General features: G+C 60.6%; 14 protein-coding genes. 8 read left to right on the top strand and 6 right to left on the bottom strand.

Annotated features, from left to right (window positions below; translation table 11 throughout):
• Positions 1 to 59 precede the first annotated feature (59 nt).
• The 4 genes from ABCS02_RS14125 to ABCS02_RS14110 all read right to left on the bottom strand — a co-directional run bounded on the left by ABCS02_RS14125 (position 60) and on the right by ABCS02_RS14110 (position 2,195).
• Positions 60 to 392 carry an Lsr2 family protein gene (locus ABCS02_RS14125; protein ID WP_345836280.1) on the bottom strand — a complete coding sequence of 111 codons (333 nt, stop codon included), beginning with the start codon at positions 390 to 392 and terminating at the stop codon, positions 60 to 62.
• A 104-nt stretch (positions 393 to 496) separates the two neighbouring features.
• Positions 497 to 640 carry a hypothetical protein gene (locus ABCS02_RS14120; RefSeq protein WP_345836279.1) on the bottom strand — a complete coding sequence of 48 codons (144 nt, stop codon included), beginning with the start codon at positions 638 to 640 and terminating at the stop codon, positions 497 to 499.
• A gap of 41 nt (positions 641 to 681) precedes the next feature.
• A complete protein-coding gene (locus ABCS02_RS14115) occupies positions 682 to 1,047 on the bottom strand; it encodes a hypothetical protein (RefSeq protein WP_345836278.1) in 366 nt (121 codons plus the stop codon).
• A 26-nt stretch (positions 1,048 to 1,073) separates the two neighbouring features.
• Entirely contained in the window at positions 1,074 to 2,195 is a 1,122-nt protein-coding gene (locus ABCS02_RS14110; protein WP_345836277.1) for a hypothetical protein, read from the bottom strand.
• 212 nt (positions 2,196 to 2,407) lie between these two features.
• Here ABCS02_RS14110 and ABCS02_RS14105 point away from each other — a divergent pair, with 212 nt between their 5' ends.
• Entirely contained in the window at positions 2,408 to 2,689 is a 282-nt protein-coding gene (locus ABCS02_RS14105) for a helix-turn-helix transcriptional regulator (RefSeq protein ID WP_345836276.1), read from the top strand.
• Here ABCS02_RS14105 and ABCS02_RS14100 read toward each other — a convergent pair.
• Entirely contained in the window at positions 2,675 to 4,426 is a 1,752-nt protein-coding gene (locus ABCS02_RS14100) for a hypothetical protein (RefSeq protein WP_345836275.1), read from the bottom strand. The two genes, ABCS02_RS14105 and ABCS02_RS14100, sit on opposite strands and share 15 nt — an antisense overlap.
• Before the next feature lie 53 nt (positions 4,427 to 4,479).
• On the opposite strand from ABCS02_RS14100, the gene ABCS02_RS14095 reads away from it, so the two are divergent.
• The 7 genes from ABCS02_RS14095 to ABCS02_RS14065 all read left to right on the top strand — a co-directional run bounded on the left by ABCS02_RS14095 (position 4,480) and on the right by ABCS02_RS14065 (position 10,705).
• Entirely contained in the window at positions 4,480 to 4,923 is a 444-nt protein-coding gene (locus ABCS02_RS14095) for a hypothetical protein (protein ID WP_345836274.1), read from the top strand.
• Positions 4,924 to 5,380: 457 nt separating this feature from the next.
• Positions 5,381 to 5,680, top strand: a complete 300-nt coding sequence (locus ABCS02_RS14090) for a hypothetical protein (protein WP_345836273.1) — start codon at positions 5,381 to 5,383, stop codon at positions 5,678 to 5,680.
• Positions 5,681 to 5,937: 257 nt separating this feature from the next.
• A complete protein-coding gene (locus tag ABCS02_RS14085; protein WP_345836272.1) occupies positions 5,938 to 6,126 on the top strand; it encodes a hypothetical protein in 189 nt (62 codons plus the stop codon).
• Between the two features lie 298 nt (positions 6,127 to 6,424).
• On the top strand, positions 6,425 to 6,592 hold the full coding sequence (locus ABCS02_RS14080) for a hypothetical protein (protein WP_345836271.1): 168 nt from the start codon (positions 6,425 to 6,427) through the stop codon (positions 6,590 to 6,592).
• Entirely contained in the window at positions 6,589 to 8,751 is a 2,163-nt protein-coding gene (locus tag ABCS02_RS14075) for a hypothetical protein (RefSeq protein ID WP_345836270.1), read from the top strand. The genes ABCS02_RS14080 and ABCS02_RS14075 overlap by 4 nt, the downstream gene beginning before the upstream one ends.
• A complete protein-coding gene (locus tag ABCS02_RS14070; RefSeq protein WP_345836269.1) occupies positions 8,748 to 9,701 on the top strand; it encodes a replication-relaxation family protein in 954 nt (317 codons plus the stop codon). Before ABCS02_RS14075 ends, ABCS02_RS14070 begins: the two co-directional genes overlap by 4 nt.
• The gene (locus ABCS02_RS14065; protein ID WP_345836268.1) at positions 9,698 to 10,705 is read left to right on the top strand and encodes a site-specific DNA-methyltransferase; all 1,008 of its coding nucleotides are present in this window, start codon (positions 9,698 to 9,700) and stop codon (positions 10,703 to 10,705) included. Before ABCS02_RS14070 ends, ABCS02_RS14065 begins: the two co-directional genes overlap by 4 nt.
• Before the next feature lie 1,103 nt (positions 10,706 to 11,808).
• Here ABCS02_RS14065 and ABCS02_RS14060 read toward each other — a convergent pair.
• Complete coding sequence (locus tag ABCS02_RS14060; RefSeq protein WP_345836267.1) at positions 11,809 to 12,147, bottom strand: hypothetical protein; 339 nt, start codon at positions 12,145 to 12,147, stop codon at positions 11,809 to 11,811.
• Positions 12,148 to 12,799: the final 652 nt, after the last annotated feature.

The raw sequence follows: 12,799 nt of genomic DNA, 5'->3' as shown, positions 1-12,799 counted from the left end.
GGCTAGTAACCGGCGCTGAACTGAGAAGCGGCCTCCATCCAGCGGCCAAGAACACTTGCCTAGTGGGCGGCGTCATAGGCCTCAAGGACGCTAGCAGGCACGCGACCACGCGTGGATACCTCGTGGCCATTCCGGGCAGCCCAGGAACGAACGTCAGCCAGGTCACGGCTGGAGGTCTTACGCGGGGCGGAAGAACGACCAGCGGCGGCGATGCCAGTTGACCGAGCCACCTTGATGAAGGGAGCGAGGGCCTCTTCGAGCTTCACCTTGTTGGCGTCAGAGAGGTCAATCTCGTAGCTCTTACGCTCTAGGGAGAAGGTAATGGTGGCGACGTCCTCGAGAGGCGTGCCGTCGAGGTCATCGAAGAACTGGGTGATGGTCTTCTGCGCCATGGGTATTTTTCTCTTTCCTAGAAGCCCTGCGAGTGAAAGCGTAGCGGCCACCAACGCAGAATGCCCTCGCCACGACGGCGAGGGCATTCTTGTGTGCTCGGGATCTAGAGAACGTCGTGATCGCAGTAGGGGCAGCGGTACGGCCCCTGCGGGTGCATCTGGTCCTTGTAAACGGTGTGACCCTTGGTGCAGCTGGCCGCCAGCTGGTAGTTGCCGGTCGGGGTCTTGGCGGCTTCGGTACGGAACATGAGATGGGGCTCCTTCGTGTCGGGTGGTTGCAGGCGGATGGTTATCGGATGGCGGTCGCGATGGTGTCGCGGCGGCCGATGCTGGCGGAAAGGGAGACGGTGTTGCGTGCGCCGTTCCAGGCCCGGGAGAAGCCACCGTCCCCAAGCGCCACCAGGCAGACCTGGCGTTGGTGGCCGTGGTCGATGACATAGACCTGCACGACCCAGTAGCCGCCGATCAGGCTCTTGCCCTGGGCGACAACCTCAATCTCGGCGTGGTCATCGAAAACCGCCAGGGCACCTGAGCCGCTGTCGACGGGCTCAACTGAGTGGGCTTTGACCTGTTGCATGGCCTGCTGCAACCGGCGTCCCAGATCCTGCACGCTTCGCTCGGTGGTGAATTCGATGAGGTCGGATTTCATCCCCATGATGGATTTCTCCTTATGCCGAACGCTTAGGCCTGGAGGGCACGGCGCGCGCGAGCAAAGAAGATGGCACCGACACCCACGACGAGCGCCAATCCACCAGCGGCCAGGAGGTAGGGCACGGCGGTGTTATTGGCTCCCGTGGCGGCCAAGCTGCCGGTGACAGCGACGGGCACCCAGACCGATCCGGAGGTACTGCCGAGGAGCTCGATCTGGTGGCTACCAAGAGGGATATCCGCCGGAATGGTTACCGTCTGCGAGAGCGTGCCGTCAGCCGAGGCGTTCACCGTAGCCAGGAGTACCGGATCGCTATGCAGCCAGATGGCTACTTCCTCATTCGGCTGGAAGCCAGAGGCCGTGACGATGACGGTCGAGCCGGGGGTAAGCGCGTTGTCCGAGACGGTGGCACTGAGATCGGTCGCAGCCGGAGTGGGGCTTTCGCTCGGCGTGGGGGTGGCAGTCGGCTCCGGATCCGACGTGGGCGTCGGGGTCGGGGTGGAGCCAGGGCAGTCTCCCGGAAGCGAGAAGGTGTGGTTTCCGATCGGCTCCGTCAGGGTTGGCCGATACTGCTCCGTCACGTTCAGCGTCGTGGAGCCGCTGGGATCCAACGGAATGTCGAAGTGAACCTGGCCCATCTCGTTGTGGGCGTAATCGGTATAGGTGTTCGATCCAGACGACGTGATGGCGGTGACGTTGGCCCTCAGGCTGCTGCCTTCGGGAAGAGAGACATCCACCGGCACGGTAGCGCTGCCGTCGACGCACACGGGAGTGCCGAAGTTGACAGCGGCCGGAACCGGGTGCGGATCACACGAGGTGAGGTAGGAGAAGCTGCCGCTGGCGTAGACAACGCCGTTCAGCACCCACTCGACAACGTGAGTGGCATCGTCCCGGAGGAAGGCCGTCGAGAGTGAAGGGCCCCGGGTGCCATCCTGATCGGCGGCTCCTTCCCAGACACCACCGCTGATCTGACCGTCGACGGTCATGTACGTCGTGAAGGTCTCACCAGCCGTCAGTGGGAACGTGCCACCGCCTCCGACACGGAAGGCGTCGAAGTAGCAGTTGGCCGTCATCGGGAACGGCTGAATGTCGCCGACGGCAGCCTGTGCTGGCGCAGCTACCAGCAGGCCAGCAGCACCGAGGAGGAGTGCCACGACGGCAGAGGTGAGAACGCGGAGGCGGTGAGGCCCAAAGCGTAGCGAACGGGTGGGTCGGGTCATGGCGTGGTTCCCCTAACGAGCGACGGAGCGAAGCCGACTCAGCAACCCGTGAGGGCACACGGAGGAGGCTCCAAGATAACTCAGGCAGGGTTCATTATGCATGATTTATCTTCCATCGCGAACGCGACGGTGACGAACGTTGAGGGATGGCCAAGCGCGTCCCACCCCCGGAGTGGGCACCCTATGTACGCGAGCTCGGTCAGGAGCTACACAGACGCCGCATCGCAGCGGGGTTGAGCCAAGAGCAACTGGCCGCAGCCGCTGGCATCACCCGTGTCACGTACGGGCAGCTGGAGAAGGGGCTGTCCAAGGCGGATGCCATCGCCAACCCATCGCTTGCCACACTGGTCGCGCTCAGCAACGTCCTTCACGTCGATGTGACGGAGTTGATACCGAAGGGTGCGCCGGATATTTCAGCGTGGCGATGAACTATCAAAACCGGCCGCCTGGCGAATTCTCTTTACAAAATCACCGTGCTTAATGTGATAGATTGCCTCAATTAGCGGCCACGGCGTGAGAAGAAAGTAAACTCCATTTTTCGACAGGCGTCGCCGAGCCAAGCTAGTACGTAGAGCAATTCGCTCGGCACGGGCCGATGGCCGCGTCAAAGCCGACCAAAGCGCACGGGGCAATTCCCAATCGGCATCTAGAGAACCCTCGTATCCCGCGAAACCGAAGAAGCTAAGCAGCCACTCGCGATATTTCGGCAGGCCAGATGCGAGATCAAATAGCATGGCCTCATATGAACTCACGGCCATCGTGTCATAGCCGCAGTAGTACATCACGGCTTGCAGGTTGGGAAGCTCAGTCTCCGCGGCGCTTAGACCTCGCACACCAAACTTGGCGACGCGGATGAGTTCCGTCTGTAAGCCATAAAAGTCGAAATGCGTTGCGATCCCGCGATCTGCGTAATGACCCGGCCTTGGTTCAACTTGCGACCCGTAGTGTCGCCGGTTCCAGTCGATCGCCCCCGAAGGAAGAGCAGATCCTATGTCGATCAGCCAGCGATAATAGTTCCTGACAATCTCAGCATCCTGCCAACCACTTGTGATCTGTTCAAAATGTGTTGACTGCGGTAGGTTGCTCCTAACGCGCTCTTTGGAATTTTCGTGCTTCCGCGGATCAAGAACTAGGCGACCCAAGAAGACCGCTTGAGCGAGCGAAGTGGCGCTCGGCAGGCTGTTGCGCTCATCACGAAACCGCTCCTCCAGTTCCGTTTGGATCGCCTCTAGTAGTGGCAACGGGCCGTATCCAGAATTCCAACCGTCCACCTTCTCGAACTTCTCCATAAGAAGTCGTAGTGTCGCACTCTGATAAAGAACGTATACCCAAACTGGGCCCTTACGAGCTTCGCGCAATATGAAAAGTTCTTCGTCGCGTGGTAGGCGATCGGCCCAAAAATCAGCTTTGCGAAAATTCTCCCTGTCTGGCAGTGATTGCCAGCGCCGATAGGTATACCCATTCGGTGCGAGTAGCTTCGGCAGCGCCATCGGATCCTGACCGTAGTCACTCGCGAGGTGAGGCCTCAAGGTGACTGTTGCCGAGCCGGCCTCTGTCGATGGCGAGGCCTTCCCGGCATCCCGACTGGCCAGTCGTTCTGCGGCCTGCTGCATCTGCTGGCGGGCTTGACGTATGAGCGCCTTCCGATTCGGACTGCCGACCACCTGCTTGATCGCCTGCAACAGAGCATAGGCAATCTGCGGCTCTCGCTCGCTAATGTTCCTTCGCGTCTGAGCGTAGCCTCCGGCGATCATGGCCATACGGTGGCGCAATGAGTTGGAAGTTAGTGGCTCAAGATTCTTGATCCCTTTGTCGCCCTCCTGCAACCCTTTCTTGCTCCGGCCGAGCTCCTCAATGATCTCATTTTCGTCGTCCGGATACGCACCAAGCGCCAGAAGATGCTTTGCAGCCCGCAGCGGCCACCGCGGAACCTCGTTGCCGTACTGATCTTTCTCGTACTCTGCGGTTGGAGGGAGTGTTGCCGCAGCAAAAATGGCGGCAGCCAGATCATGGTCGCTCACCTTCGAGTCGAAATTCTTTAGTAGGTACTTGTAGAGCGCGTCGTATTCCCGCAACGACCACTGGCCCACACTGGAGACGTGGAGAAAACTCGTCAGGTCGCGAACGACGACTTGCGTATCAATTGGTATTGACATTTCTTCCAATTAGTCCATAATAGCGAGTTGCGGTGGCCGCCGTATTTGTTGAGGAGGCTACCATGTGGCAAACCAACGGATTCTCGCAAGACGATGTGGTCGGCGCCTTCCTGGATTTCCTGGAATCGCCGATATACAAGACGTGGGCGAAAGCCCAGGACGAAGAGGAGAAGAACAGCATCACGCTGGCCGACGCGATCCAAGGCTGGCTCGAGGAAGGCGACGGCATCAAGCTCTTCAGTACCTATACCTCGTTTCTGCTCGGCGTGATCTCGATCATCGACGAGTGGACCATCCACGGCGACTGCAAGACGCTTGTTGACAGCTACGTCGACCCGGTCAACAAGAGGAGTGTCCAACTCTTCCAGTCGATCGAAACCGTTGAGGTGGGCGACAGCAGCTTCTACAGCGGGTTCCGGTTCATCGGCCGGACGACGTTCCATCCGATCATGCAACAGAACTACTTCGAGATGCTGCGTGCTCGCGCAACGTCTCGAACCACCTAACCATCCATCGCGGCCACAGCAGGGCCCCCGTCACCGGGGGCCTTTTCACGTCCCCGCGTAAGAAATTCGTGTCCCAGGCTCCCAGGCGTCCCAGACCGGAATCTGGCGGCCTGGGACGGCTCACCGTTGACCCATGAGCGAGACCCGAACCCCTTCGCCCACGATCCACTGGATCGTCCGCAGCGCCGCTACTGGTGCTGTCGTCACCGTGCTTGCCCCGTCAGGGCAAGCTGCCCTCGTTAAGGCTGCTCGCCGTCTCGATGACGGCGACACGTCTCTGGAGGTAGCGGCCTCGTGAGCAACGAGGAGGAACGCCAAGCCGTCATTGCCATCCTTCGCAAGTACGGCGTTCCAGAGGAGGTGATTGAAGACTATTTGGGCCCCTATCCCCACTAACCCGAGAGACCGGCCTCGACACAAGTTGAGGCCGGTCTCTCTCCTTGAAAGGAGTATCCGCATGACAGAAATTCGCCCCCTGGTTGGAAGCCAGGTGGTCAGTCTCAACCAGCCCGTGAGTCGGGGCCTGGCCCGCCGTGCTCAACGGGAACTTGAAGGCATCGCGGTTCGTGCCGTCATTGCCGCCGCAACCGAAGACGCAAACGCGTTCGTCACCTCTGTGGCGCTGACGCGGGCGGCGAGCCTATCGATGGAGGCACAGGGCCACATCGAGAGGGCACCCCTGGGAACCCGTGCCTATGTCGAGCTGCTCGAAGGCTACGTCGCGGGCGCAAAGAACCGACTCTCCCGAGGGATCTGATCATGGTGATGCTGCCGGAGATCCTGTTCGCTGCTGCCGTCATCGTGGTGGCTTGGGGGCTCCTCATCGGCGGTGTCGTGGTGTCGTCGTGGCTCGATACTCGGCTCCGTGCCCGTCACGCCCGCCTGCAAGCGGAGTTGATCAGTTGCCCTTCGTGCCCGCGTCGAGGAGCTCGTCGACGACCTGAACGCCGCAGCCGACGACGCGAGTAGGGAAATGGCGCGTCTCGCCCGGAAGTATCGGAAGGAATAAGAACCGTGATCGACAACTCGCCAGGGCCAGCCAAGCGCCTGTTCTTCCTGGCCCTGGCGGTGTTGTTCGCCGCGTGGGTGCTCTACGTGGTGGTGAGCCTGCTAAGCGCCATCTGGTGGCAGCTTCTCGTCATCGCGGCGGTCATATGTGCCGTCATCGTTGTCATTTTCACACTACGTAATCGGTGGCGCTAAAACGCTGCTGCACATCGGAACGCTGACCGTCCGATCGCTCGGCCGAAATTTGCATGACTTTGCAAGAGTTTATTTCTATTTCATTTTTCTTGTGCATAGTCGTCCGTGCATCACGTTCGCGCCCGTCGAACCTGAACCCGCAGAAGATGTCTTGCGAGGCCACTAGAGCCAAGCGAGCACAGTGGCCGGTTCGGTTCCAGGCTCATCAGCCACCTGGCAAGTTCAGGCGGTATTTGCTGTGCCTGCGCTACAGGAGACGACCGTGACAAGCGAAAACCTAACCAAGAAGAGGAGGGAAATGGAAGAGAAGAAGAATCAGGTTCGGGTCATCGCGGCAGTGGAACAAAAGGCCAGCGACGAGATGGCTCTACGCAAGGTAGCCCGAGCCGTCATCTCCATCGCCGCGCGCCAGATTGAGCGTGAGGCAGAGGAGCAGCCAACAGGCGAGGAAGGGGATGCCTCATGAGTCGCCGTGCTCCGTTCCTCTGGCGAGAGGTCATTGTCCAGCGACCCCTGACCGAGACGGACGCCACTACCCGTATCCGGCGGCTGGCCGACGATCCGTCTCATCCCCGGGTAGCGCTGGAACTCCGCTCAGAAGGCGGCAACGTTCGCATGCTCCTTGGTGCCGATGCTGACCGGCTGCCTCACATCATGGCCTCGCTCGACGCCATCGCCGGGGAGACAGCAACACGGGCCGAAGTCCAGGTTGCCCGCTCGCTCCAGGTAGCACCGAGTAGACGAGCCTTCGCCCCCGATGATCTGGCCGTATCCGTGCCGGAGATCTATCGAGCGATCAGTCGAACCGTGGCCGGCGAAGTGCTCGTTCTGCAACTGGTGCTTGGCCCTCGGATTCGTTCGCGAACCGTCAGCAGTCAGACGGGGGAGCTGGCCGTCGCCTCGTCGTTCTTCGGGAAGAGGCAACCGCCAGAGCGTCTTGTGAACGAGCAAGTACGGCAGAAGCACCACGAACCCGGCTTCGCGGCCACCGTTCGTATTGGGGTAGCCGCTGAGGATCGGAACCGACAACGGAGCCTTCTGCTTGGTCTGCACCAGGCGCTTCGCCGGATGGAAGCTCCCGGTGTCCATCTCTCACTGCGATCAACATCGGCAACGGCTCTGAACGAAGCCCTATCCCCGTGGGGATGGCCGCTTCATCTGTCGGTACGGGAGGCGGCCGCACTGAGCGGCCTCCCAACCGGCGAGGAGCTTGCCGGATTGCTGCCACTGCATCCGAAGCTGCTTCGACCCCTGGGCGGTGCTCCAGACGCCTCCAGGCATGTTGTGGTGGCAGAAGCGATCGCTCCGGGGTTCAGCCAACCGTTGACGTTGAGCGAAGAGGCCATCCTCAAAGGCGTACACCTGCTCGGGCCCATCGGAAGTGGCAAATCTGATGCTGCCGCTCAGTTGGTCGTCCAGTGGATCAATCAGGGCAATGCCGCGATCATCGTGGAGCCCAAACGCGATCTCAGCGACGCGGTGGCCACGAGAGTCGATGAGCAGTACCGCGACCGGATTGCCTACCTCGACTTGTTCTCCGAGGAAGGCATCATTGGCTTCAATCCCTTGCGGCTAAACGGGCAACCGCCGGAACTGGTAGTCGACAGCCTTGTCCACATTTTCGCCACGGTGCTGTCTGATGTCATCGGCGTCACGACCCGTGACCTGCTAAACGCAGCACTCCTGTCACTGGTGCAGTATCCAGGTGCCACCCTCCTGATGTTGCCGCTTCTACTGGCCGATTCGAAGTTCCGCCACAAGGTCGTGGCGAACGTCGCAGGCGACATCTTCTTGCAGCACTACTGGGCAGAGTTTGAAGGGAAGTCAGAATCGGCCCGGGCGAATCTGGTCGCCCCAGTGTTGACCCGCCTGCGAGCGATCTTGCTCCGCGAATCGTTCAGACGTTGCCTCGGTCAAGCCGAGCCAGCCTTTGATATCGCCTCCGTGTTCGGTCCCGAGAAGCGAATCCTGATCGTGCCGCTCCCGGAAGCACAGCTCGGTAAAGCCGGGGTGGCACTGCTCGGCTCGCTGGTACTCCATGAGGTGTTCGCCGCCGTCCGGAGCCGAGCCGTTGTTGAACCATCGAAGCGCCACCCGGTCATGGTGGTGGTCGATGAGTGGCACCGCTTTGTTCGTGGCAACGAAGAGTTCGCCGAGGCGTTGACGCTGTTTCGCGGCTATGGAGCCGGATTCGTGCTCTGCAATCAGGTCTTGGGCCAGCTCTCCAAGGAACTGCGCGACGTGGTAACCGGCACGATTCGTAGCCACGTCTATTTTCAACTGGGCTACGACGATGCCGCGCTCATCGCTCGGCACTCGGCAGACCTTGAAGCCATCGACCTGATGAGCCTCGGGAAGTTCCACATCTATGCGGCGCTGTACGGACACGGCAAAACGCAGCCGTTCGTTTCAGGCAGGACCATCCAGCTTCCGCCGCCCCCGAGTGAGCCGGCCATCGTGCGCGAACAGAGCAGCCGACGCTACGGCACGCCGACAGAGGTCATAGAGGCCGAGCTTCGCCGTCTCTATGGCGACGAGCAGGCCAGGGGCGACGAACAGCAACCACCACCAGAGATTGGACGCCGCTATCGAACCGACAACGTAAAAGGAGACCCGCAGCCATGAAGAAGCCAGCAGCAGCGAATGAAGTTCGAGGCGTGTCCGATCGCTCAGCCGATCGCTCGCTCCACAACACCCCCATCCCCACCTCAACCAGCAGCCTCTCGGCTGATCAAGGGATCGACAGTCACGCCGTTGGCGTGACGGCAGCCGCCAGCCGACGGGTCGGCAAGCTCGAACTCGACGTTATTCGAATGAGCCTCAACCACCGGGATCGCCAGATCATCGGCAGCTTGCACCAACACCGGTTCCTGACCACAACGGCCATCGAACAGTGGCATTTCGCCGATCATGCTTCGCCCCTGACGGCGGCGCGAACCTCCAGGCGGGTACTGGCAAGGCTCCGAGAGCTTGGCGTTGTCACCACCCTGGAGAGGGACAAAGGTGGCAATCGTGGCGGCTCAGCTCAGCACGTATGGCACCTGACGGTTGTCGGCTCGCGGTTGGTGCCTGGCAAGCAGGGCAAGAGAGTACGCGAGCCGTCAACGGCCTTCTTGAGGCACGAGATGGGCGTTGCTCAGGTACATCTGGACCTCATCAGCGCGGAACGCGATGCCAAGCTCCGACTGATCGACTTCACGGCAGAGCCTGCCTGCTGGCGAACCTTTCCAGGTGCCAGTGGGCAGGTCGTCACCTTGAAGCCAGACTTCTTCGCCAGCTTCGCCGCCCATGAGGAGTACGAATCAATCGTCTTCGGCGAGTACGACAACGGTACGGAATCGCTCAGGACGATTCAGAAGAAGGCGTTGGTATACGAGAACTATTGGCGCACCGGCCTCGAGGTGCGACGTTCGGGAACCTTTCCAAAGGTCTGGTGGATCGCACCCAATAGAACACGGCTGGACCGTATTCTCCAGGAGCTTGGCCGTACCGCCGCGATCACGATGGCACTTCATGCTTTCGCGACTCCCACGACGGTGGTTGAGCTGATGCTCCAACAGGAGGAGCCTGCATGAGTAATGCGCCATTCTCCAAGCTCTTCGTCGGTGATGCTGGGTTCTGCCTCCGGCAGTTTCCGGATCATTCGGTTGACATGGTGCTCACCAGCCCGCCGTACGCCAACGGTCTCCGCAACTACGGCGTCAAGGGGCAGCTCGGGCAGGAAGCCAGCGTTGGCGAGTGGGTGGATAACGTCGTCACAGCGCTTGAACCACTCCAACGCGTCCTGACCGAACAGGGCACCCTCTGGCTCAATGTCGATGACAGCTACTCCCGTACCCCCGGCCAAGGTGCTCCTCGAAAGGGACTCCTACTTGGTCCTGAGCGACTGGCGATTGCCCTCAGTGAGCACGGCTGGATCGTGCGCAACAAGCTGGTCTGGAAAAAATCGAACGGGCTGCCCACGGCGGTGACGGATCGACTGCGCCACCAATGGGAAGCCGTCTATGTACTGGCTCGTTCACCTCGCTACTTCTTTGACCTCGATGCGGTGCGAGTACCCCACGAGAGCCGACCGCCGAAGCGCAAGGACACCCACGCACCCCGAAATCGCCCGGATGCTTGGCAGGGCAGATACGGCGACCGCGGCGACGGACTCAAGCGAAACCGAGCGCTCGGCAAGGTTGGCCATGACCTGGGGAAGAACCCCGGCGATGTGTGGACGATCCCCGTCAGCAACGGACACGGCGGCCATCACGCCACCTTCCCGCTAGGGCTGGCTGAGCGAAGTATCCAGGCCGGTTGCCCCGAGTTGGTGTGCCTGAGCTGCCAGACGCCCTGGAGACGGAAGGTAGTACATCGGCTTGGCACGGTGGCTGTTCGGAGCGGACTCGGACAGATGTGCCACTGCGACGACACTGCCACGCGACCGGGGATCGTGCTCGATCCGTTCATGGGTTCGGGAACCACCGCAGTTGCGGCCGAAAAGCTCGGCAGAGATTGGCGGGGCATTGAACTCAACCCTCACTTTGCTCGAATGGCCGAGTATCGCATCATTGCGGCGCGAAATGGTGAGGGATAAGCCTGCTAGCGACAAAGTTGGTATTGCAAGGATCACATGTCCGTGGTCCACTGAACAGCAGCCTATGAAAGGAGGTGAGAATGAACAAGGAATGGTCGCCTGAAGAGGAGGTGCGGAGCGCGAGTCGATCCGCTATGGTCACGGAGCAAAAATCAGCGAAACCAACGCGAAAGAGACGACAGGTGATCCGAGACAGAGTAGACGCTCCAGCACGACTTGATCCGGTTTCGCAAGGGATCGTCAACGATCAGATCGCGCTTAACCCTCGCACCAAGCCGCGTAGAGAAACATACGACGGCGCTCACACCGATCTGGTGGAGCGGCTCAAGCGAGGAGAAAACCCGTCCGATGAACCGATGCTGACGCCATATCGCCAAAGCGCCCTAACTAGGAGGAAGCGCGGTGTCATATATTGCCGGGTCAGTACCGAAGAGCAAGCGCGCATCGGTGGGGGTGAGGAAGGCTACTCGATTCCGTTTCAGAAGGAATCGTGCGAACGGTACGCCGCTGAACGTGACATCGAGATCGTCGGCATCTACGTCGACCCAGGCAAGTCCGGCACAACGATCCAGCGTAAAGAATTCCTACACATGTTTGCCGAGTTGGAAGAGCTTCAAGTTGACTACATTATCCAGCACAAGCTCGACCGCCTGAGCCGTTCGCCAAAAGTGGACTACTACGTTGACGAGGAACGAGAGAAAACAAAGACCGCGCTGGTGTCGGTGACGGAATACATCGACGAGACGCCGCAAGGGTTGCTGAACCTTCAATTCATGCGCGGTGTCGCCGCCTACTATTCCAACAACCTTGGAAATGAGGTGAAGAAGGGGATCTCGATCAAGCTGCGCGAAGGTGGAACTCCAGGGCAGCCTCCCCTTGGCTACATCAACAGGCAACGCAAAGAAGGGCGGGCGGACATTCGATGGATTGAGCTTGATCCCGTTCGGGCACCTCATGTCCGATGGGCGTTTGAGCAGTACGCTACGGGCGATTGGAGCATCAAGACGCTCACTGATGCACTGGAAGCCCGTGGACTGAAGAACCGGGCACGAGGGAAGCAACCGAGCCGAGCAATCGGCACCTCCCAGCTATACCGCCTGTTGTCACACCCCCACTACGTCGGCATCGTCGTGTACGGCGGCGGCTACTACCAGGGGTCGCACCCCGCGTTGGTGTCGAGAGAACTTTGGCTCCGCGTACAAGACGTCCTCAAGGCCCACAACTATGCCGGCGAGAAGGATGCGAAGCACCCGCACTACCTCAAGGGCACCATCTACTGCGGGGAGTGCGGCAACCGTCTCATCTACAGCCAGCATGTCAATCGGCACGGAAAGCTCTATAAGTACTTTCGTTGTCTCGGGCGGCTCGCCAAGGTAGCGGCATGTACACGCCCCTATGTGCGGCTCGAAGCTGTTGAACGAGGCGTAGAGAACTTCTACCAAGGGCTTCACTTCTCTGACGAGCAGATTGCGACCATTCGGCTGGTCGTGAAGTCAGAGGTTGCCCACAGCCAAGCGGACGCGGAGTTCACCCTCGAGGATGCGCGCCGACGAGTACGTGTCGTCAAGAACGAGCAAGCTTCCCTCATGAAAGCCCACTACGCGGGGGCGGTGCCCGTTGCCGTCCTTAAGTCGGAGATGGAACGGACGACGAAGGAGCTTGAGGCCGCGGAGAAGCAGATGGCGACCGCTGCCCGAACCCTCCAAGAGACGGATGAGCAGCTGGAACGTGCCCTGAACGTCGCTCGCCTCTGCCGCGAATCGTATGCCGGTGCCACCCCCTCCGAACGGCGTCTACTGAACCAGGGCCTCTTCGAGAAGCTCTTCATCGCGGAGGATGGCTCGGTCGAGGAAGCCGAAATCCAGAGCCTGTTCGCGAGCATTTTGGCGCGCGACGAGACTGTGACGACGGAGGTACGGGAGATGGCAGTGGTGCCGGTTCCCGAGCAAACCGGAGAGACTGTGTCCCCGGCGGGCCCGGATGGGAGGCTGGTGCCCGTTGGAGAGTGGGGAACACGCCCGGAACGCCGCTGGTGCCCGTCAGCGGTACTGCTGAGCATCAAGGCGCCCAGCGCGTCGAAGCAAACAGAAACCC

The organism is Microbacterium sp. X-17 (assembly GCF_039615055.1).
This window is presented reverse-complemented; position numbering and strand designations above follow the sequence as displayed.

Coding starts and splice junctions, on each gene's coding strand:
- ABCS02_RS14125 (WP_345836280.1), bottom strand. CDS start 392: ATGGCGCAGAAGACCATCACCCAGTTCTTCGATGACCTCGACGGCACG.
- ABCS02_RS14120 (WP_345836279.1), bottom strand. CDS start 640: ATGTTCCGTACCGAAGCCGCCAAGACCCCGACCGGCAACTACCAGCTG.
- ABCS02_RS14115 (WP_345836278.1), bottom strand. CDS start 1,047: ATGGGGATGAAATCCGACCTCATCGAATTCACCACCGAGCGAAGCGTG.
- ABCS02_RS14105 (WP_345836276.1), top strand. CDS start 2,408: ATGGCCAAGCGCGTCCCACCCCCGGAGTGGGCACCCTATGTACGCGAG.
- ABCS02_RS14095 (WP_345836274.1), top strand. CDS start 4,480: ATGTGGCAAACCAACGGATTCTCGCAAGACGATGTGGTCGGCGCCTTC.
- ABCS02_RS14090 (WP_345836273.1), top strand. CDS start 5,381: ATGACAGAAATTCGCCCCCTGGTTGGAAGCCAGGTGGTCAGTCTCAAC.
- ABCS02_RS14080 (WP_345836271.1), top strand. CDS start 6,425: ATGGAAGAGAAGAAGAATCAGGTTCGGGTCATCGCGGCAGTGGAACAA.
- ABCS02_RS14075 (WP_345836270.1), top strand. CDS start 6,589: ATGAGTCGCCGTGCTCCGTTCCTCTGGCGAGAGGTCATTGTCCAGCGA.
- ABCS02_RS14070 (WP_345836269.1), top strand. CDS start 8,748: ATGAAGAAGCCAGCAGCAGCGAATGAAGTTCGAGGCGTGTCCGATCGC.
- ABCS02_RS14065 (WP_345836268.1), top strand. CDS start 9,698: ATGAGTAATGCGCCATTCTCCAAGCTCTTCGTCGGTGATGCTGGGTTC.